The sequence below is a fragment of the Kitasatospora sp. NPDC048722 genome (assembly GCF_040650235.1).
Lineage (GTDB): Bacteria > Actinomycetota > Actinomycetes > Streptomycetales > Streptomycetaceae > Kitasatospora.
Genome location: NZ_JBEZGX010000002.1, coordinates 249,361 through 269,113 on the forward strand (window position 1 = coordinate 249,361; position 19,753 = coordinate 269,113).

General features: G+C 75.8%; 14 protein-coding genes. 4 read left to right on the forward strand and 10 right to left on the reverse strand.

Annotated elements, in window-relative coordinates:
• Nucleotides 1-260: 260 nt before the first annotated feature.
• Nucleotides 261-3,194, forward strand: a complete 2,934-nt coding sequence (locus AB0C76_RS03165) for an AfsR/SARP family transcriptional regulator (protein WP_359958787.1) — start codon at nt 261-263, stop codon at nt 3,192-3,194.
• Between the two features lie 7 nt (nt 3,195-3,201).
• Here the strand turns inward: AB0C76_RS03165 and AB0C76_RS03170 are convergent, their stop codons facing one another.
• The 3 genes from AB0C76_RS03170 to AB0C76_RS03180 form a co-directional block, all read right to left on the reverse strand.
• Entirely contained in the window at nt 3,202-3,891 is a 690-nt protein-coding gene (locus tag AB0C76_RS03170; protein ID WP_359958790.1) for a sigma-70 family RNA polymerase sigma factor, read from the reverse strand.
• Nucleotides 3,892-4,032: 141 nt separating this feature from the next.
• A complete protein-coding gene (locus AB0C76_RS03175; protein WP_359958793.1) occupies nt 4,033-4,395 on the reverse strand; it encodes a hypothetical protein in 363 nt (120 codons plus the stop codon).
• A gap of 187 nt (nt 4,396-4,582) precedes the next feature.
• Complete coding sequence (locus AB0C76_RS03180; protein ID WP_359958795.1) at nt 4,583-5,008, reverse strand: hypothetical protein; 426 nt, start codon at nt 5,006-5,008, stop codon at nt 4,583-4,585.
• A 469-nt stretch (nt 5,009-5,477) separates the two neighbouring features.
• Between AB0C76_RS03180 and AB0C76_RS03185 the strand changes: the two genes are divergently transcribed.
• Complete coding sequence (locus AB0C76_RS03185; protein ID WP_359958797.1) at nt 5,478-6,227, forward strand: hypothetical protein; 750 nt, start codon at nt 5,478-5,480, stop codon at nt 6,225-6,227.
• A gap of 32 nt (nt 6,228-6,259) precedes the next feature.
• Complete coding sequence (locus tag AB0C76_RS03190; protein WP_359958800.1) at nt 6,260-6,598, forward strand: hypothetical protein; 339 nt, start codon at nt 6,260-6,262, stop codon at nt 6,596-6,598.
• Nucleotides 6,599-6,605: 7 nt separating this feature from the next.
• Here the strand turns inward: AB0C76_RS03190 and AB0C76_RS03195 are convergent, their stop codons facing one another.
• On the reverse strand, nt 6,606-8,066 hold the full coding sequence (locus AB0C76_RS03195; protein WP_359958803.1) for an FAD-dependent monooxygenase: 1,461 nt from the start codon (nt 8,064-8,066) through the stop codon (nt 6,606-6,608).
• 68 nt (nt 8,067-8,134) lie between these two features.
• On the opposite strand from AB0C76_RS03195, the gene AB0C76_RS03200 reads away from it, so the two are divergent.
• Nucleotides 8,135-8,755 (forward strand): TetR family transcriptional regulator, encoded by a 621-nt coding sequence (locus tag AB0C76_RS03200; RefSeq protein WP_359958806.1) that lies wholly within the window; start codon nt 8,135-8,137, stop codon nt 8,753-8,755.
• Between the two features lie 257 nt (nt 8,756-9,012).
• On the opposite strand, the gene AB0C76_RS03205 is transcribed toward AB0C76_RS03200, so the two are convergent.
• From AB0C76_RS03205 to AB0C76_RS03230, 6 genes are all read right to left on the reverse strand, one after another.
• Nucleotides 9,013-10,218, reverse strand: coding sequence for a S8 family serine peptidase (locus AB0C76_RS03205; protein WP_359958809.1), 1,206 nt, complete (start codon nt 10,216-10,218; stop codon nt 9,013-9,015).
• A 364-nt stretch (nt 10,219-10,582) separates the two neighbouring features.
• Nucleotides 10,583-13,966, reverse strand: a complete 3,384-nt coding sequence (locus tag AB0C76_RS03210; RefSeq protein WP_359958812.1) for a right-handed parallel beta-helix repeat-containing protein — start codon at nt 13,964-13,966, stop codon at nt 10,583-10,585.
• Nucleotides 13,967-14,011: 45 nt separating this feature from the next.
• Nucleotides 14,012-15,430 carry a hypothetical protein gene (locus tag AB0C76_RS03215; protein WP_359958815.1) on the reverse strand — a complete coding sequence of 473 codons (1,419 nt, stop codon included), beginning with the start codon at nt 15,428-15,430 and terminating at the stop codon, nt 14,012-14,014.
• 55 nt (nt 15,431-15,485) lie between these two features.
• Entirely contained in the window at nt 15,486-15,923 is a 438-nt protein-coding gene (locus AB0C76_RS03220) for a hypothetical protein (protein ID WP_359958818.1), read from the reverse strand.
• Between the two features lie 96 nt (nt 15,924-16,019).
• Nucleotides 16,020-16,451 (reverse strand): hypothetical protein, encoded by a 432-nt coding sequence (locus tag AB0C76_RS03225; RefSeq protein ID WP_359958821.1) that lies wholly within the window; start codon nt 16,449-16,451, stop codon nt 16,020-16,022.
• 423 nt (nt 16,452-16,874) lie between these two features.
• Nucleotides 16,875-19,715: a hypothetical protein gene (locus tag AB0C76_RS03230; protein WP_359958824.1), complete on the reverse strand. Its 2,841-nt coding sequence runs from the start codon at nt 19,713-19,715 to the stop codon at nt 16,875-16,877.
• Between the last annotated feature and the right edge of the window lie 38 nt (nt 19,716-19,753).

The window sequence follows — 19,753 nt, forward strand, 5'->3', positions numbered from 1 at the left end:
GCGGCCCCTCGTCTGGCTGATCGGCTCGTTCGCCGGCGGGTGGATCGTCTGCGGGTGGATCGAGTCGTCCGAGGATAGGCCCGATCGGCCGGGCTCCGCACCGGTGCGAACTCCGGCGATTCGTGCCATCATGATCGCTTTTTGTTCGATCCGGTTCGATGCCGTTCGATCACCCGCCGGAAGGGGACGAATTCGTTTTGTACACTGCTCCACCCCGGGACCGACCGGTCCGGGAGTCGTGGGGCGAGGTGGGGCGGCGCGTGGGGATTCGACTCCTCGGTCCGGTGGAGCTGCGGACCGGGGGCGACGGGTTCGTCGCACTCCAGGGCGCACAACGGCGGGCCGTTCTCGTGCTGCTCGCGCTGCACCTGGGCCGGGTCGTCGGCGTGGACGCCTTCTGCGAACTCCTCTGGGACGACTGGCCGCCGGCCAGCGCGCGGGCCGCGCTCCAGGGACACGTGGCCGCGCTGCGCAAGCTGCTCGCCTCCGGGCCCTTCGTCCTGCACACCCGCGCACCCGGCTATCTGCTGACCGGACCGGCCGACCTCGTGGACGCGCTGCGCTTCGACGACCTGGCGGCCCGCGCCGCCGCCCTCGCCGAGAGCGCTGCCGCCGAGGCGGGCGACGGCGCCGCGCTCGCCGAGGCGATCGCGCTGCTGGAGCAGGCGCTGCGGCTGTGGCGGGGCCCGGCACTCGCCGACCTGCCGGACACCGCGCTGCGCGGCACGGTGGCGGGCCAGTTGGAGCAGACGCGGACCGCAGCTCTCGTCTCCTGGGCGGCGCTGCGGCTGCGGCAGGGCACCGGCGCCGCGGCCGTGCCGTCCCTGGAGCAGAACGTGCGGACGAACGGGCTGCGCGAGGAGGTGGCGGCGCTCCTGGTGCGCTGCCTCCACCAGGCCGGGCGGCCGGCCGACGCGCTGCGTGCCTACCACGAGGCGCGGGCCCGGCTCGACGGCGAACTCGGCATCCGGCCGGGGCCGGCGCTCCAGGCGGCACTCACCGAGGTGCTGGCCGGCGACGACGACACGGTGAGCGGGCAAGCGGCGGCCGGGCGGCTGATCGAGGCGGTGCCGATGGTCGGGCGGCCGCTGGGCGAGCGGTTGGCGGCCACGCGGCCGGTGGAGGGCCCGTCGGAGCTCGCGCACTCCGCTGTCGTGCCGTCGTCGCCGGCCGGCGCCCCGGTGCCCCGCCGCCTCCCCCGCCGCCCGCTCGACTTCGTCGCCCGTGAGGCCGAACTGGGCTGGCTGGAGCGCGAATGCGGCCCCGACCGCACCGGTGACGGCCTCGCCCTCGTCGCCGGCCCGGCCGGCGTCGGCAAGAGCGCCCTGGCCGTCGCCTGGGCCCACACCGCGGCCGACGGCTTCCCGGACGGGCAGCTGTACGCCGACCTGCGCGGCCTCGACCCGGCCGGACCGGCCGACCCCGGCGAGACGCTCGGCGCCTTCCTGCGCGCGCTGGGCGTCGACGAACCCGCCCTCCCCGCCGACCGGGCCGGGCGCGCCTCGCTCTACCGCAGCCTGACCCGGGACCGGCGCCTGCTCGTCGTCCTCGACGACGCCGCCGACGCCGACCAGGTCGCCGACCTCCTCCCGCACGGCCCCGGCTGCGCCGTCGTCGTCACCGGCCGCAGCCCCCTGGAGGGCCTGGTCGCCGCCGAGGGGGCGGCCCTGCTGCGCCTGGCCCCACTGCCCGGGTCCGACGCGCTGCGCCTGCTGGAGCGGGTGCTGACACCCGCGCGCGTGCAGGCCGAACCGGAGCCCGCCGCCCGGCTCGCCGCGCTCTGCGACCACCTGCCGCTCGCCCTGCGGATCGCCTCCGCCCGGCTGGCCGCCCGGCCGGACTGGACGATCGCCGCACTCGTCGCCGACCTCGCGGACGAGCCCACCCGGCTGGCCGTCCTGGAGGGCGACGGCGCCCTCGGCGTCTCCGGCGAACTGCGCCGCACCCACCGCCGACTGTCACCGGACGCGGCCGAGTTGCTGACCGTCCTGGCCGCCCACCCGGCCCCGGAGGTGGACGTCCTCGCGAGCGCGGCCCTGCTCGGCGCCGACCCGGCCACCGCCCGGCGGGCGCTCGGCGAGCTCACCGCCCACCATCTGCTGACCGGCACCCGGCACGGGCGGTACGGCCGGTCCGGCCTCGTGCAGCTGTTCAGCGCGCAACTGCTCGGCCGGCGCCCGGAGGTGGACCGACAGCTCGCCGCGGAGCGGCTGATGGACTACTACCTGGAGGCCTCCCGCGCCTGCGCCGAGCACCTGGAGCCCGGCCAGGAGACGTACGGCGGGAGCGTCCACCACCCGCCGGCCCTCCCCGCACCCGCCGGGCCCCGGGCCGCGATCGACTGGTTCCGGGCCGAGGAGCCGACCGTCCGCGCCCTGGTCGCCTCAGCCGGCCGGACCGACCCGGCGCGGGCCTGGCGGCTGGCCGCTGCCAGCGAACCGCAGTACTACTCCGCCGGGCTCTTCACCGAGTGGCTGAGCTGCATGACGGCGGGCCGGGAGGCCGCCGAGCGGTGCGGCGACCGGGTGGGCAGCGCACGGGTCGGCGTCGCCCAGGCGAGCGCCCTGCTCGGCCTGCGCCGCTACCAGGAGGCGGTCGACCGCGGCCGCAAGGCCCTCGCCGGCACCCGCCCCGAGGACGGCGCCGTCCACCTGCGGGCGCTCAACGCCCTCGCGGTGTCCAGCGCCCTCGTCGGCCGCGCGGGCGAGGCCACCGCGCTCACCGCCGCCGCGCTCGCGTACGCGACCGGCACCGGCGAACCCCACCGCCTGTCCGCCACCCTCGCCCACGGCTCCCAGGTCAGCCTGCTGGTCGGCGACCGGGAGGGCGCCCTCCGGCAGGCCCGCGAGGCCCGGAACCTGCTGCCCGGCTCGACGGTGACGATCTGCCACCTCTGGTCGATGCTCACCGAGGCCCACGCCCTCCAGCCGGTCGCCGACGAGGAGGCCTGCGAGATCGCCTGGCGCCGCGCGCTCGCCGCCTGTGAGGAGGCCGGACTGCTGCACCTCCTCGCCCTCGCGGAGCAGTCCTACGCCGCCTTCCTGGCCGGCCGCGGCCGGGCGCCGGAGGCCGCCGAGCGGCTTCGGTCGGCGCTCGACCGCTACCGGGCGGACGGCCGGCTGCCGTCGTCCATGGGCGAATTCGTCACCGCGATCGAGGAGCAGTTGGACGCGCTGACGCACCGCCGGTCATGACGACCGGTCAACTCGCCACGGCCCTGGGAGCGCACCCGCGCTCGACCGCCTTCGGGGCGTACCCGTGCTCGGCCGCGAGGACCGGGCGCATGGCGCGGATCGCGTAGAAGTTGCGGGACTTGACCGTCCCCGGCGGCACCCCGAGCTTCGCCGCCGCCTCCACCACCGACCGGTCCTTGAGGTGCAGTTCGACCAGCACCTCGCGGTGGTGCTTCTGCACCCGCCGCAGCGCCAGGGCGATGTCCCGGGAGGCCACCACCCGCTCGTACGGGTCCTCGGCGACCGGCCGGTCCTCCACCGACTCGCCGAGCGCCTCGGGCGCCCGGGAGGCCGCCATCCGGTAGTGGTCGATGGCGATCCGCCGGGCCACCGTGAACAGCCACGGGCGGCTGTGCTCGGGCCCGGCCTTCAGCGCCTCCGGGTTCTGCCAGGCGCGCAGCAGGGTCTCCTGGAGGATGTCCTCGGCCTTGCCGCGGTCGCCGCGCGTGGTGCGCAGCAGGACGTTCAGCAGGTAGCCGCCGTGCAGCCGGTGGATCTCGGCGAGGTCCTGCGGGTCGAGGGTCGGGCGACCCTCCCGCTTCGCGGTGGTCTCCGTGGCGGGCTGCACGGCGGTCTTCACGGCAGGAGCGGGCTGGGCGGCGGACTCTGCGGGCTGCTGGACGCCGGGGGCGGTCGGGGCGACAGGCTGCTGGGACACGCACTACCTCACAGAGCGGTCGGGGTCAGGGACAGTCCGACCGGATCCCCCCGGCGGCTGTGACAGCAGACTGTCAACGGCCGCCAAGGATGCACCAACTCCGCGCCAACGTCCCTTCCCCGCGGGCCCCTGCGCCCGTCCTCAGGCCGCGTCCCGCTCCTCGTTGAGCGCCCGGACCAGGTCCTGCACGCCGTCCTCGCCACGGTGCTCGATCAGCACGGCGACCCACGTGGTGAACCGCTCCCGCTCCTGCGCCGACCAGCCCGGCGCCGAAGGGTGCTCGTCCACCACCATCGCCGCCGCGAGCTCCAGCAGCCCCGGCGACGACACCGGCCGCCAACGCCCCGACGGCAACCCGTTCAGCGCCACCCGCCGGGCGACGGCGATCACGTCCTCCGCCGCTCCCGGCGGCACCGGCAGCGCCGGCGGCCCCGGCACGACCTGCGCGCCCTCGGCCAGCAGAGCCGCGATCAGTTCACGCGGTACCGCGCGCTCGGTTCCCATGTTTCGTCGTCCTCCCCCGTCCCGCGTCCGGGACTCGCTCCGTCGTTCCTTCTGGGCCGCCCGGAACCGGCCGGACGTGTCCCGGAGACGGTACCGACTGGTAGCCCGGTCCGGTCGGGGGTTTGCGGACAGCGGAACCCGCCGGCCGGGCCTGGTCGCCGCCCGGCCGGCGGCTGGGCTCCGCGTCCTAGAAGGTGGTCCAGTCGTTGGCGTCCGGGGTGCCGAGCGTGCGGATCCGCTCACCGTCGCGGTCGTCGAAGGTGTCCTTGGCGATCGTGAACGGCCGGCCGTCGGGCCGCAGGCCGTACAGCACGACCTGCTCCTTGCCGATGCCGGTCAGCGACAGCTGCTCGCACTGGTGCGGTGCGACCACGTGCGTGGAGAAGCCGCCCCGCTTCGGGAACACCGCGTACGACGGGTAGTTGCCGCCCGAGCACAGGACGAAGTTGTCGGCCGGCTGGGCCGGGACGCCCGGAACCACGGGGCCGATCGGCTGGGCCGGAATCCTCGGCACCGCGGGGACGGTGGCCGCCTGCGCGGCGGTGACTCCGGTGAGGCCGACCAGGCCGGCGGCCGCGAACAGCAGGCCGGCGGCACGGGTGGTGGTGCGCATGGGGTTCCTCCAAGCGTGGTCAGGACGCACGGTGCGCCCTGACCAGCTCAACGGGCCCCCCGCTGAACGGGGTTCAGCACCCGCCCGGCGGGCACGGCCCGTGCTCCCGGTCGAACCCGCCGCTGAACCCTCCGCGCACCGGCCGCCGTAGTTCCGGCTGGGCGGGCCGGCCCGGGGCGGGCGGAGGGGCGGCCCCGGCGGCACACGAACGAACCGGGAGGGACACCCGATGGCCTACTCCGACGGCACGCATCCCGGCTTCCAAGTCCCTTGGACCGAGCTGCTGTCGGGGCCTGGAGCGGACGCCAGTCCGGACTACACTCCGGCCGAGTGGCCGGTGCCGGTGCCGGTGCAGGCGCCAGTGCCGGTGCAGGTACCAGTGCCAGGACGGGTGCCGGTGCCGGCGCAGGCACCCGCACCTGTCCTGGCGCTCCGTCCTCCGGCTCCCCCGGCCGCCACCGCGCCCCACGTGCACGCCCCCCGAAAGCTGTTCCGCGAGTCGGCGGACCCCCGGCAGCAGATCGAACGGGTCCGCACCCCGCTGCTCGCCTGCCACCGCGTCGCGTTCCTCGGCACACCCGCCGCCCCCGCCGACGCCTCCGCCGGACTCGCGGTCGCGCTCGGCGCCCTGCTGGCCGAGCACCGGTGCCACCAGGTGGCCGTCCTCGACCTCGCGCCGCCGCGGCCGGACGCCGCCGCGCCGACACCACCGCACGCGCTCAGCGCCCTGCTCACCGCCGCTCCCCTGCCGGACGCCTTCCGGCACGTGGGCGGCCGACTGGCGCTGCTGACGGCCCGCCCGGAGCACCCGTACGCCGACCACCGGCAGTCCCTCACCGATCTGGGCACCCACTACCCCGTCGTTCTCGCCGACGCCACCGGCGCCGGCGACGACGCCCGGCAGGCGGCGGTGGCGTCGGCGGCCGACCAGGTGGTGATCCGCGCCGACGCCTCCCTCGCCGGGGCCCGAACCGCCTCCGCCCTGCTCGACCGGCTCGCCGCCGAGGGCCGCGGCGAACTGGCCCGGGGCGCGGTCGTGGCCTTCACCCCGGCACCCTCCGGGGCTCCGGGCCCCGACCGGCGCCACCTGGTCGCCCACTTCCTGACCCGCTGCCGCGGCGTCGTCGTCCTCCCCCGCCGTCGCCCCAGGGCACGGGCGGCGGCGATCCTCGAACTGGCCGCCCTCACCGGTGACGCGATGGCCGACCGCCGGATTTGACCGGCCCGGCCGCCGGGTGGTCGGCTCGGGCCATGACCGGCGAGCCCATCCCCGACGAAGCGGTGCACCTCCTGAACGCCCTCCTCGGGGACGCGTACCCGGAGCTGTCCGCGCAGATCCCCCATCTGCGCGTCGCCGGCCACTGCTCCTGCCCGTGCCCGAGCATCGACTTCACCCTGGACCGGACGGCGGTGCCCGCGGCGCCCACCGTGGACAACCCGTTCGCCGAGGCCACCGTCCTCGACGCGACCGGCGAACCGGTGGGCGGCGCCATGCTGTTCGCCTTCGAGGGGTACCTGTCCAACCTGGAGGTCTACTCCTGGTCCGACGATCCGGTCACCCGGCTCCCTCCCCCGGACCGGCTCGCCTGAGCGGACCTCAGCCGAACCAGCGGGCCAGGGCCGCGTCGAGCGGCGTGCCGTCGGTGTCGGTCCAGGCGAGGTAGCCGTCGGGGCGGATCAGGAGGGCCCCGGCCCCGTCGACGTCCTCGTCGGTCCTCGCCAGGACGTGCTCGACCCGGTCGGCCCGGTCGCCGACCGACCGCCGCCCGCCGTCGAGGGACAGCAGCAGGCCGCGGCCGGAGCGCATCAGCGAGCTCGCCCTGGCCGGCCCGTCGCCGGTGGTCAGCTCCAGGTCGATCAGCCGGGGGCCGACGCCCGGGTAGTGGAGGTCCAGGCCGGACATCATGCCCGAGACGTACCGGTGGGCGTCGGGCAGCCGCAGCAGGTCGGTGACGATCTCGCGGACCGTGGCGATCTCCTCGTCCCGCCCCGGATTCATGATCACGCCCTGCGCGCGGGTGTGGCGCAGCACCCGCGCGGCGACCGGGTGCCGCTCCTCGTGGTAGCTGTCGAGCAGGCCGGCGGGCGCCCAGCCGTTGATCGTGCCGGCGAGCTTCCAGCCCAGGTTGACGGCGTCCTGGACGCCCAGGTTGACGCCCTGGCCGCCGATCGGCATGTGGATGTGCGCCGCGTCCCCGGCGAAGAGCACCCGGCCCTCGCGGTAGCGCTCGACCTGGCGCACGGCGTCGCCGAACCGGGAGGCCGCGCGCAGCTCGCCCAGCACCGTCTCGGGCCCGTACACGGCGTGCAGGGCCTCCCGGACCTCGTCGGCGGAGACCGGCGACGCGTGGTCCGGGCCGTCCCCGGAGAGCTTGCCGAACAGCATCCGGTACAGGTCCGGGCCGATGGGGTGCAGGATCGCGTGGAAGCCGTTGGCCGACCGCGTGAACTCGCTGAAGTGTCCGGGCTCGGTGCGGACCTTCTCCGAGCGCGAGACGAGCGTGAGGTCCGCGGCCACGGCGGACATCCGGCGCCCCCGGCCGGGGAAGGCGACGCCCAGCAGTCGGCGGACCGTGCTGTGCCCGCCGTCGCACGCGACGAGGTAGCGGCCCCGGATCTCGCCGCCGCCGCTTTCCGCTCGCCACTCGGCGGTGACCCCGTCCGCGTCCTGCGCGACCGCCGTCACCTCACGGCCTCGGAGCACGGGCACGCCCCGCTCGGCGAGCAGTCCTTCGAGGTGCGCCTCCAGCGCGGCCTGCGGGACGCCGACCGGGTGCGGGTACCGGGTGCGCCACGGCGCGCAGTCCAGCTCGACCGGCAGGCCGGCGAAGTGCCCGCCCGAACTCTCCCGGGACGGCAGCTCCGCGAGCAGCGGCTCCAACAGCCCCCGCAGGTCCAGCACTTCGGCGGTGCGCGGCTGGAGACCGCCGGCCCGGGACTGGGTGCTCCGGGCGAGCAGCTTCTCCATGACGACGACCGGGATCCCGGCCAGCGTCAGCTCGTGCGCCAGCATCAGCCCGGTCGGGCCCGCCCCCACGACGATGACTTCGGTCTGCACAACAACCCCCAAAGAGAAGAAACCGGGTGCAATTCTGCACTCAGTCTACCACGAGGTAGACTGAGTGCATGAATCAGCGCATGGGCCTGCGGGAACGCAAGAAGGAACGCACCCGGGAGACGATCGCGGCGACCGCGATCCGCCTCTTCCTCGACAAGGGCTTCGACCAGGTGTCGATCACCGAGATCGCCGAGGCGGCGGACGTCTCCCGGCGCACCCTCTTCGCCTACTTCCCGACGAAGGAGGACCTCGTCCTGCAACGCTTCGCCGACCACGAGAGCGAAGCGGCCCGCATCGTCCGCGCCCGCCCGGACGGCCAGCCCCCGCTGGAGGCGCTGCGGGCGGCGCGCCTCGACGCCCTGGCCCAGCGCGACCCGAACACCGGCCTGTGCGACGACCCCGAGGTCATGGCCTTCCTCCGCCTGATCACCGGCACCGAGAGCCTGGCATCACGGCTGATCCGCTACTCCGAACGCGGCACCGAAGCCCTGTCCGCGGCCCTGCAGGAGGCCGGCGTCGACCCACTCGCCGCACGCCTCGTGGCCGCCCAGGTGATCGTGGTGCAGCGCGAGCTCGCGATCATGAACCAGGAACACCTGGCCGCGGGCACCTCGGCCGACGAGCACTACCCGGCAGCCGTCCACGCCACCGAACGCGCCTTCGACCTGCTGGGCAACGGACTGGGCTAGGTGTACTGCCTAGGGCAGCCGGACCGCCTCGACCTCGGGGTCCGTCCAGCAAGGCTTCGATGAGGCTCGGCGGTCCGACGACCGTGGTGCCCCAGAGGTCGTCGTCGGTGCACAGGATCCCACTGCCCGTGGCGGTGGATTCACCTGGCGGTGCGGGCCACGGCGGGTCGCCACAGGCAGGGTGTGGGTGATGCCCGGAGCGGGAAGGCGGGCCCGTCGACTTTCCGGTCCGGGCGTGGGCGGCGCTCGGGGGGGTGCTACGACGCGTCGTCGGCCTTTGCCGGTTGCCAGCGGCGGGCGCGGCCCCGGGGGGCCACGGCCCCGGCGATGGCTACCAGGCCGATCGTGCCCAGTGCTGTCAGGGCCACCGCCGTGGCCTGGGCGGGCGCTTCGGATGTGGGGCGGCCAGGGGGCATCGCGAGTGCGGACGTGGTCGGGGCGGTGGGGTGCGGGCCAGGGGACGTCTCGTGGTCGATCGTGCTCGTCACGGCCGAGACCAAGTCCACCGTTCCGTAGCCGAGTTGCGGGTCGGGCACCGGGCCGCCCGGGCGGTAGGCGGTGGCTTCGAGGCGGGCCGTCAGCTGGTCGGCGGTGAGGGCCGGGCGGTAGCCGAGGACCAGGGCCGCCGTGCCGGCGACGAAGGCCGTCGCGAAGCTCGGGCCCGCGCCCGTGTAGTAGCCGCCGGCCGCCGGGCCGGGACCGGTCACGGCGTCGCCCGGGGCGGCCAGGTCCACCCGGCCGCCGACCGCGGCGTTCTCCGGCAGGGCCCCGGCCGGGCCGAGGTCGCGGACGGCGAGCACCTCGGGGTAGGCGGAGGGGTAGACGGGGGCCGGTTTGGTCTGCGCGCCGGGTGCCGTGTCGGGTGCGGCCGGGGCGACGATCAGCGCGCCCTTGGCCCGGGCCCGGCGGACGGCTCCGGCCAGCGCGTCGTTGCCCTCGGGGACGGTGACGCCCACGGCGATGACGCGCGCGCCCCGGTCGGCCGCCGCCGTGATGCCCTGGGCGAGCCGGTCCGCGGTGGTCGCGCCGGTGTCGTCGGTGACGCCCACCGCCAGGACCCGCGCGTGGGGTGCCAGGCCGGAGAAGCCGGTGCCGTCGCGGCGGTCGGCGGCGATCAGCCCGGCCAGGAAGCTGCCGTGGCCGACGCAGTCGTGGGCCGGGTCGGCGGCCCCGTCGAGCCTGGGCGCGAAGTCGGTGCGGCCGGCGAGCAGTCCGGAGCCGTCGCCCAGCCCCGAGCCGAGCACCGCTACCGTCACCCCGTCGCCGCGGCTCAGCTGCCACACCCGGTCGGGCCGCAGGAAGGTCTGCGGCCAGGGCGTGAGGTGGGTGCCCTTCGCCGACGCGGGCAGGCAGCCCGCAGGCTTCCCGGACGTATCCCGCCGCACCTGGCTGACGCCCGGCAAGGCGTCCCCGGACGAAGAGGAGGGCGCGGGCGCGGGCGTGTCGGCCCATGCGGCCCCCACGGGAAGCAGCAGCGTAGCCGCCAGTACCGTCGCCGACGCCCGCGCTGCCAGGGCCCGGCGACCGGCGGTGGCCGGCGCCGCCGGTGCGGCCGGAATCGACGGCCGCCGCGCAGGAGCCGACGACTCGTACGCGCCCGCCCGGCTCGGCTCCTCGGCGGGCGAAGGCCGTCGGTCGGCGGTGGTCGGGGAGGGGGTCGGCAGTGCGGGCGCATCCCCACACGCGTCCCCCACGGACGCCGACACCCCGGCTGCCGCTCCCCTCCCCTCCCTGATCCGCCGGCCGACGGCTGTCATGGGGGCGGCCGGGACGCCGGCCACCGGTTCCGAGGTCAAGAGAAACCCCCGATCCGCCCGGTTCCCCGGCTCACGCGAAGCTGCCGATGCGCTCGGCCGGGATGTCCTGGGGCAGCAGGAGGCTGAGTTCGTCCAGGTCCGCGATGTCCAGGCGGGACAGGCGACCCGCCTGGCGGGTGATCATCGCCTCCAGCATCTGCCGCGCGAAGCGGCCGTTGCCGAAGGAGTTGTCGCGCGGGACGACGCGGAAGAGGCTGCTCAGGGCCGTCAGGGTGTCCGGGGTGCAGGTGTAGCCGGCGGCCTCGGCCTGGAGGCGGACGATGGTGACGAGTTCGTCGTCCGAGTAGTGGTCGAAGGTGATCTCGCGGGAGAAGCGGGACGCCAGGCCGGGGTTGGAGGCGAGGAAGCCGCGCATTTCCTCCTGGTAGCCGGCGACGATGACGACGACCTCGTCGCGGTGGTCCTCCATGAGCTTCATCAGGGTGTCCACGGCCTCCTGGCCGAAGTCGCCGCCCCCGCCGTGCCGGGGCGTCAGCGTGTACGCCTCGTCGATGAAGAGCACGCCGCCGCGGGCGCGTTCGAAGGCGTCGCGGGTGAGCTGGGCGGTGTGGCCGATGTAGCGGCCGACGAGGTCGGCGCGGGCGGTCTCGATGAGCTGGCCGCTGGGCAACACGTCCAGTTCGGCGAGGAGTTCTCCGTAGAGGCGGGCGACGGTGGTCTTGCCGGTGCCGGGCGGCCCGGAGAAGACGAGGTGGTGGCTGATGGTGGCCGCCGGGAGACCGGCCTCGACGCGGCGGCGGGTCTGGCGGGTGAGGTTGACGAGGTCCTCGACCTGTTCCTTGGCCGCCGTGAGGCCGACCATCGCGCGCAGCCGGTCCAGCAGGCCGGGAGCCGTCGGTTCCTCCTCCCCCGTCGCGGCCCGGGCGACCGCCGCCGCGGCCTCCTCGCCCACGTCGGCCGGGAGGAGCAGGGTGAGGTCGGCGTTGTCGAACTGTTCGAGTTCGGCGAGCCGCCCGGCCTGCCGGTCGACCATCTCCTCGAAGACCTTGCGCGCCGCCCGTCCGTTGCCGAAGTCGGGGCCCTTGGGCATCCGTTCGAAGTGGACGGCGAGGGCCTCGCGCGTGCCCTCGTCGAGTTCGTAGCCGTGGCTCGCGGCCGCCCGCTCGACGATGGTGGTGAGTTCGTCGTCGCTGTAGTTCTCGAACGCGACGGTGCGGCTGAAGCGGGAGGCGAGGCCCGGGTTGGAGGCCAGGAACTCGCGGATCTCGTCCTCGTACCCGGCGACGATCACCACGAGGTCGTCGCGGTGGTCCTCCATGAGCTTCACGAGGGTGTCGATCGCCTCGCGGCCGAAGTCGGGACCGCTGCCGCCCGATCCGGCGGAGAGCGTGTAGGCCTCGTCGATGAACAGCACGCCGCCGAGCGCCTCCTTGACCACCTCGGTGGTCTTGAGCGCGGTGCCGCCGATGATGGAGGCGACCAGGTCGGCCCGCGCCACCTCGGTCAGGTGCCCGCTGCGCAGCACGCCGAGCTCGGCCAGGATCGCGCCGTAGAGGCGGGCGACGGTGGTCTTGCCGGTGCCGGGCGGGCCGGCGAAGACGAGGTGGCGGCTCATCGGGAGGGCCGGCAGGCCGGCCTGTTCGCGGCGGCGGGCGAGCTTGTTGAGGTTGACGAGCGTGGCGACCTGGTCCTTGACGCCCTCCAGGCCGACGAGGGTCTGCAGGACGGCCTGCGGGCCCTGCTCCTTCACGTGCTGCGCGGGGGCGGCGGCCTCGCCGGCCGGGCCGTCCGCAGTGGCCTCCCCGGCGGCCGGGGTCGTCGCGGCCGCCGCGGCGGCCGTGCCGTGGGCGTCCGCGGAGCGGTTGTCGCGGCTGTCCAGGTGCTCGACGGCGAGCCGTTCGGTCGGCTCGGTCTGCCGCAGGCCCGCGCCCTCGTTCTCGGCGACCAGGCAGTCGCTCAGCCGGACGGGCTCCGCGGACTCCGAACGGATGCCGTCCACGGTGTTGTTGGTCATCCGGCAGCCCGTCAGGGTCGCCCGGGCGCCGGGCAGGAGGTGCAGGCCGTGCCGCCGGTTGGCCCGCAACCCGGCCCGGGTGGCGGTGAGTTCGCCGTCGTGCTCCACGCTCACGCCGTCGTACGCGTTGTCCTCGGCCTCGACGTCGCGCAGCGTCGCGACGCCCTCGGCACCGACCGAGATCCCGCAGCCCTTGCTGCCGCGCACGGTGCTGCCGCCGACGTAGGTGTTCGCGCCGTCCTCGATCCGCACCCCGTCGCGTCCCGAGTCGACGACGGTGGCGCCCTCGATCCGGCCGCGCCCGTCGCGCAGCACCTCGACGCCGTGCCCGGCCGCGGCCGTGACGGCGAGGCGGCGCAGCAGCGGGTTGGCGCCGTCGCGGACGACGACCCCGGCGCCGGCCGCGTCCCGCACCTCCAGGCGGTCGAACTCGGCCGCGCTCTCGCCGGTCAGCTCGACGCCGTCCGTCTCGCCGTCGCGCACCACCGTCCGCACCAGGCTCGGCCCGGCGGACTCCCCGACGTGGATGCCGGCCTGGACGGCGGAGGTCACCTCGCAGTCCTCGAAGGTGCCCCTGGCGCGTCCGGCCACGTGCAGGCCGTTGCCCTGCGTGCGGACCGCGCGGCAGCGGCGCAGCAGCGGATCGGTGCCGTTGGTGAGCACGTAGCCGTGGGCGCGCACGGCGCTGACGGTGCAGTCCTCCAGCTCCACGCGGGCGGTGGAGCCGATGAAGACGCCGAGCGCGCTGTCACGGATCTCGGTGCGCACCACGCGGGTGGTGCTCTGCTCCTCGAGTGCGATGGCCGGCTTGTCCGTTGCCGAGATCTCACAGTCCTCGATCACGCCGCGGGACTCGCCGTTGGCGCACACGCCGTTTCCCCGGGCGTCACGCAGCACGCAGCGGCGCACGGTGGGGTTGGCGCGCTCGCCGATCACCAGGGCGGAGGTGCCGAGGTGTTCGATCACGCTGTCCTCGATGACGCTCGCGCCGGTCGAGGTCTCCACCAGGCCGGCGCCCGCCGGGTTCACCACGCGGCAACCGCGCATCGCCAACTCGCCCTGCTGACGGGTCAGTACGGCCGTCCACGCACTGCCCGCCACCTCGCAGTCCTGGAGGGCGAGCTGGCCGCGCGGCACGTCCACGGCGGGCAGCTCCTCGTCCCGGCCCTGGAGTACCAGGCCGGTCAACTGCACGGCCTCGGCCAGCACTTGGAGGACCGAACCGCGACGCGGACTGATCCGAACGCTGCCCCGGACGTCCTCGGCCGTGATCGTCACCATCTTGGTGACCACCAGGTTCTCCTCGTACCGGCCGGGGCGCACCGAGATCACCGCGCCGCTGCGGGCCGCCTGGAGGGCCTCGCCGATCGTGCGGTAGAAGCCCGGCTGCGAGCCGGACTCCCGCTGCTCCGCACAGACCGTCAGCACCGCGCGTGACATGCCGGGGGATTCCCTTCGTTGGTGTCTCAGGTGAGCTGGAGGAGCTCAGGAGGTGCAGGTCGCGCGGATCGCGCTCGCCGCGTGGTGGGCGTGGGATGCACCGCTGCCGAAGTCCACTCCGCGGGTGTGCAGGGTGACGGCCAGCGAGCCGTTGTAGGAGAAGCTGCCCACGTCCACCCAACTTCCCTGGCTGGAAATCTGGTTGACGTTGAAGGACCGCCCCGAGCCGCCGCTCTGCACCGTGTAGTACGTCGGGTGGCCGCCGACCTTCGTCACGTCGCCGCTCGCGGGGACGTAGACCGACAGGGCGCAGCTGCTGACGTTGCCCACGTTGAACGTCCACACCACCGAGGCGGTGGGGTCGTCCTTCGAGGCGTCACCGTACATCGGGACCGATGTGTAGCTCCCGTTGCAGCCGTCGCCGCTCCAGCCGCCGGAGTTGCTGATCCAGCCCTCGATGCCCTTGCTGAAGCGGCCGATCTCCTTGTAGGAGCCCTTGCCGCCGCAGCCCGGCCCGAGGACCGTCACCACGGGTGGCGGGTCGGCGGGCTTCGCGGGCGGTGGGGCGGGCTGCTGCGGGGCCGGTTGCTGGGGAGCTGGCTGCTGCGGCGCGGGCTGCTGCGGGCCGGGGACGGCGGGCTTGGCAGCCCCCGGGGCGGGCTGCTGCGGGGCGTTTCCGCCGGAGCCGCCGCCTGATGAACCACCTGACGTGGTCGCCGGGTTGCCACCGCCCTGGTTCGCCGTTCCGCCCTGCCGGGGCGCGGTCGCACCGGCCCCGGGCGCGCCGGCTCCCGGAGCGCCGGTCGGCTGACCGGCGGCGGCCGGCTGCCCGGCGTCCAGGGTCGGCGCGGCCGCGGCGGGATCGCCACCGGGCACCACGGCCCCCGGAGCCCCGGGCGCCGCGCTGTTGCCGCCGTTGCCGTTACCACCGCTGTTGCCGTCAGTGCCCGGCACGTACCCGTTGCCGCCGTCGCCACCGCCCTGCCCGTACCCGGGCGGGTTGTCCGCCTGCGCGGGGCCGTGCTTCGGATCGCCACCGCCCAGCTGCGTGACCACGACGGACGCACCCACCAGCACCAGGCCGACAGCGACCGCCGCAGCCACCATGGGACGCGAGACCCGGCCCGGGCGGGGGCCGTCGGCGGCGGTCGTGGCGCCCTCACGGTCCGCCACGGCCGCCTCCGCGAGCGCCTCCGGCGTGGCGGCGGCCGTCTCGGCCTCGACCAGGGGGTCGGACTCCGGCAGTGCCGGCGGCGGGATGGGTGCGGCCCCGGCGGGCACCTCCGGCACGGACCCCACCGCGCCGCCCGACCCCGGCCCGGAGAGAGCCGGACCGATCTCGGCCGTCTCGTCCTCACCCTCCGCCTCGGCCGCCACGGCCCAGTTCACCACGGGAAGTTGGAAGCCGGGCGAGCCCTGCTCCCCCGTGCCGCGCTTCTCCTCGCCCACGCTCATCCCCTGCACTCGACGCCACTCCTACAAGCACCGACGGACGGCGCCCCCGATTGCGTTCAGCCGACTACGGGCGGACCGTCCACACCGCCGCCTGTTCCGGCTCCGGCGGCGCCAGGACGAAAGCCACCGCCTGCTCCAGCACCTCGCGGCCCGGCTGGACGCACCGCCCGTCCCCCTGCGCCCGCACGTGCGCGAGCAGGCCCGGTTCGGGCGCCAGGCCGTACGTCTCCAGGTAGTACGTCACCGTGTCGGTCCAGATCCACCGCCCGTCCGTGCGGTAGCCGAGCGGGACCACTCCGCGCCGCTCCGGATCGACCACGTCGTCCATCAGCGTCGGCGTGAGCAACACGGCCGCCCCGCCGCGCAGGTAGCGCACCACGGCCTGCCGCTCCGGCCCCTCCGCCAGCTGCGGACGGTCCGGGGCGAACCCCGGGCCCGTCACCGGATCCACGGCGTCGAACACCGCCGCGAGCCTGAACCCGCCCCGCTCCGCCTCGTTCACCTTCGGCACTCCTCCTGCCCGTCCGGCGCGTTCCGCACCGGGGTCCACGTCCTCTCCGACGGCCGGCCGACGGCGGAAGGTTCAACCGGGACCCGGCTACGAGACCGAGGCCCACCCGGTCCAGTTGCCGTTGGTGTCACGGGCACGCGCCCAGAGGTGGCCGTCGGAGCCGATCGCGCCGATCTCGAAGTTGCCGAACCCCATGTCCGAGGCGAGGATGCCGACCGGGCCCGCCAGGACACCGCCCATGGACAGCCAGCCGCTCTTGTGGCCGGCCTTGTCGGTGGTCCACCGCGTCCACACCGCGTGGTCGGTGCCGATGACGAACACCTCCTGACGGCCGTCGCGGAAGTAGTACGTCGCCGTGCCGTCGCCGTACGACCCGCCGCACAGGTACGAGCCGCCCCACACCGGGCTCTTGCACGTGGTCACGCCCCCGCCCAGATCCGCCGCACTCGCGGGCGCCGCGCCGACGGCGAGGGCGGCGAGCGCGGCCACGGAAGCCGCAACGGCCTTGATCTTCTTCATGATTGCTCCATTGCTCCAGGGCAGTGACACGGGGACCAGCCGGGGCCGGGCGAACACGTCAGCCCCTCGTAAGTGCTGACGGAAACCCCTCCGGAACGGGTTCAACCTGCCCGGTGCGCAATCCGGTTCGACGGAAACGGTCGCAGCCGGCCTCGAACCGATCCGCGGAGATCGCGTAGCGTCCGGGTCGATCGTGCGCCACCCGATGTCGTTCACCCCGACGAGGACCGACACTACGTCCGGACGCACATCGAGCACGTCCGCCCGCCGACGGGACTCCGGATCCACCACTTGTCGTCCGCGTTCGCGGAGTTGAGGAATGTGACGGCCCGCTCCGGGTACCGGTGCCCCCACGCGCCCGCGACGAGCAGGGGGTAGCCGGGGCCGCGGCCGTCCTCGCTCTCCCGGCGCCGGCAGCCGGTGTCACCGCCCGTTCGCCGCCGGCCGGGGCCGGCCACGGTCCTCACCGGGCTGCTGGCCGGCCGCCCCCAAGTCCAGGCGATGGTTGGCCGGGTGGGGTGGGCTGACGCGGTCGGCCGGGGCGATGGCGTCCCGGCGGGCCAGCCAGGTGCGCAGGCGGTCGGGGGCGGGACGGATGCTCCCCACCTCGTGGAGCAGCACACGGGCGGGGACCCCGGCGGCCGGGTCCGGCTCGTCGACGGCCACCACCTCGAAGCCCGTCCCCGGTGCGAACACCACCGCCGCCGGCTCACCCGGCTCGCCGAACGCCGAGCAGCGACGCCCGCCGACGGACCACACCGCGAACTCCACCTCCACGTCCTCCCCGAGATCGGCCCCCACCGCGGCGAGCCCGCTCACCGGCGCCCGCTCGGTGAAGATCGTGCCCGGCGTGAAGCGGGCCAGGCCGCCCCCGTCGGCGGGCGCCGCGAGCAGCACGCCGCCGTAGTGGCTCGGGAGCCGGCGCAACCCGGCGGTGAGGCACCGCAGGTACGACCCCAGCGGGCCGGGCGCACCCGTCCGGGCCGCCGCGACGAGGTCCTCGCGGACGACGGGGAGAGCGGGCTCGGTGTGGTGCAGCAGGACGGCGACGAGCTCCGGCCCGGGGTCGCCCCCGGCGGCCTGCGAGCGCAGGCCCGGCAGCCTGGTCGACGCGTCCTCGGCGCGGCGCGCGAGGCGTGGGTAGGCCGCCCCGAGGAGGGCGACCAGGGCGGCGCGGTCCCCGGCCGGGGTCGGGGCTTCGGCGGGTTGGGGAGGGGGTGCGGGCGCAACATCGCGCTCCGGCGGTGCTGCGACGGTCGGGACAGGCGGTAGGCCCGCCCGGTCCGACGACGGCTCACCCGGCGTCGGCGTGGCGGTGGTTCCGCCCGCGCGCTGCGCGATCTCGGCGCCGTCCGCGTCGGGCACAGCACGTGCTTGGCTCGGAGCCGGCCCATCACCCTCCTGGTCGCCGATCTCGCCGCCGCCCGCGTCCGGTAGGACGGCTGCTGTGCTCGGGCTCGGCCAGTCGCCCGCCCGGCGCCACGGCAACTCGCCGGGCGCCGACCCGTCGGCCGGACCGTCCACGCCCCCGGAGGTCACATCGCCGTCCGAGACCGCCGCCGGACCGCCGGGGCACGGAGCCGTCGGCTCGGCGGGCGCCTGCACGGGCGCTCCGGCGGCAGGGAACGCGGGAACCGGCCCGGAGGTCCCGCCGGTGGTCGGCGGCACCGAGCCGGACCTCCGGCCACCGACGGCGGAGACCGGCGTCGGTGCGGGTACGGGCTCGGGAGCGGCCTCGGGCGGCTCCCGGCCGTCCGGGGCCTCCGCCTCCACGTGTGCCGAGGACGCCTCGGCCGCGCCCCGATCCGGCGCGTCCGGCGAGACGGAGGACGAGAGGCCGGTCCTGTCGACTTCTGCCGCTGCCGGAGCCGGGGGCAGCCCCCCGGCTGCCGAAGGCCCGGCCGCCGCAACGGGAGCCGACGCCGCCGACGCCCCCTGCCCCTGCGGCAGCCCCGGCACCGGCGCGCCGAGGGCCGCACCATCCGGTGTCGGGACGGCCGCCCCCTCGGCCTCCGCCGCCGGGCCCGGTCGGGGCTCGCCAACCGCCTCCCCCGCCCCCGGGGCGGGCCACAGGGGCTCCGGCCCCAGCCAGTCCATCCCGTGCAGCCGGGCGCAGAAGCGGCCCACCGTCTGCGACTCCGCGTCCATCGTGCCCGCCACCACCAGGCCGAGCCGGGGCGCGGACGGGAGGCCGGCGAGGGCGTCGCCGAGGCGGGCCCAGGTGTCCTCCGTGACCGGGCGGCCGGGGGTGCCGACGACGAGGACGGGCCGACCCGGGTCGGGGCGGCGCATGCGGGGGCCGCGGTGGGTGGTGCCGGTGGGTCGGAGCCACAGGCCGGCCGCGACGGCCTCCAGTTCCCAGCCGGGAAAGGCGGGGTAGCGGGCGGGCCCGGGGGCGGTGGGGGCGTCGGGGCGGCTGCGCCAGCCGACGGCGGTGACCTTGCGTTCGACCGGACAGGCGGCCAGTTCGGTCAGGTACGGCTCCCAGCCGGCCGTCCCGTCGGGCGCCACGTGCACGTTCCGGTGGCCGGCGCCGTCGCGGACGGGCAGGCCGATCGCGGCCCGCACCTCGTACCGGAGCGAGGCGGCCACGACCGCCGCCAGCTCGACGAGTTCGATCGGCTCGGCCCACGGAGCGCTGAGCAGCAACACGGAGTCCGGGCTCGCCGCCGTCATCGACTCCGCTGCCGCGTGCACGAGTTGGAGGCCCGACGGCAGCCGCCCCGACGGCTCGCCGATCACCAGCACGAGGGCGCCCTCCCGCCCCGGGGCGTGGTCGAGGATCGCGGGCCGCTCCACGGGCGTCCCGGACGTCGCCCAGAACCCGCCGCCGGCCAGCGGCGTGAGCGTCACCGGTGCGGGCCACCGCTCGCCCAGGGCCTCCGCCCGTCCGCCGCCCGGCCGGCAGCGCCACCAGGAACCACCCACGGCCCGCAGGGTGCCGTCGGACTCGACGGACACCACGGCGTCCGGCGCGACGACGGTCAACCCGGCGCGCCCGGCGAGGCGTTCGGCCGGCCGGTGGCCGTCCGGCCCCGGCGCGGCGAGGCCGGAGGCCGCGAGGACGAGCGTGTCCGCACCCAGCCCGTAGGCCGCACGCGTCAGTTCGGGCAGCGACGCACGCAGCACGGGCGCCGCGTCCTCGGCCGCCGCGAGGACCAGCAGGCTGTGCGCCTCGGCCCGCACCGGCGCCAGGGCCGCCGCCAACCCGGCCGCCACCGCGCCCGGCGGCGCGATCACGAAGTGCGGCCCCAATCCACGCAACGTCGAACGTTCGACGCCCTCCGTCGTCACCCGGCTCA

Excerpts from the sequence above, each read along its gene's own strand:
- AB0C76_RS03200 (WP_359958806.1), top strand. The coding sequence starts at position 8,135 with ATGAATCAGCGCATGGGCCTGCGGGAACGCAAGAAGGAACGCACCCGG.
- AB0C76_RS03225 (WP_359958821.1), bottom strand. The coding sequence starts at position 16,451 with ATGAAGAAGATCAAGGCCGTTGCGGCTTCCGTGGCCGCGCTCGCCGCC.
- AB0C76_RS03180 (WP_359958795.1), bottom strand. The coding sequence starts at position 5,008 with ATGCGCACCACCACCCGTGCCGCCGGCCTGCTGTTCGCGGCCGCCGGC.
- AB0C76_RS03175 (WP_359958793.1), bottom strand. The coding sequence starts at position 4,395 with ATGGGAACCGAGCGCGCGGTACCGCGTGAACTGATCGCGGCTCTGCTG.
- AB0C76_RS03210 (WP_359958812.1), bottom strand. The coding sequence starts at position 13,966 with ATGTCACGCGCGGTGCTGACGGTCTGTGCGGAGCAGCGGGAGTCCGGC.
- AB0C76_RS03190 (WP_359958800.1), top strand. The coding sequence starts at position 6,260 with ATGACCGGCGAGCCCATCCCCGACGAAGCGGTGCACCTCCTGAACGCC.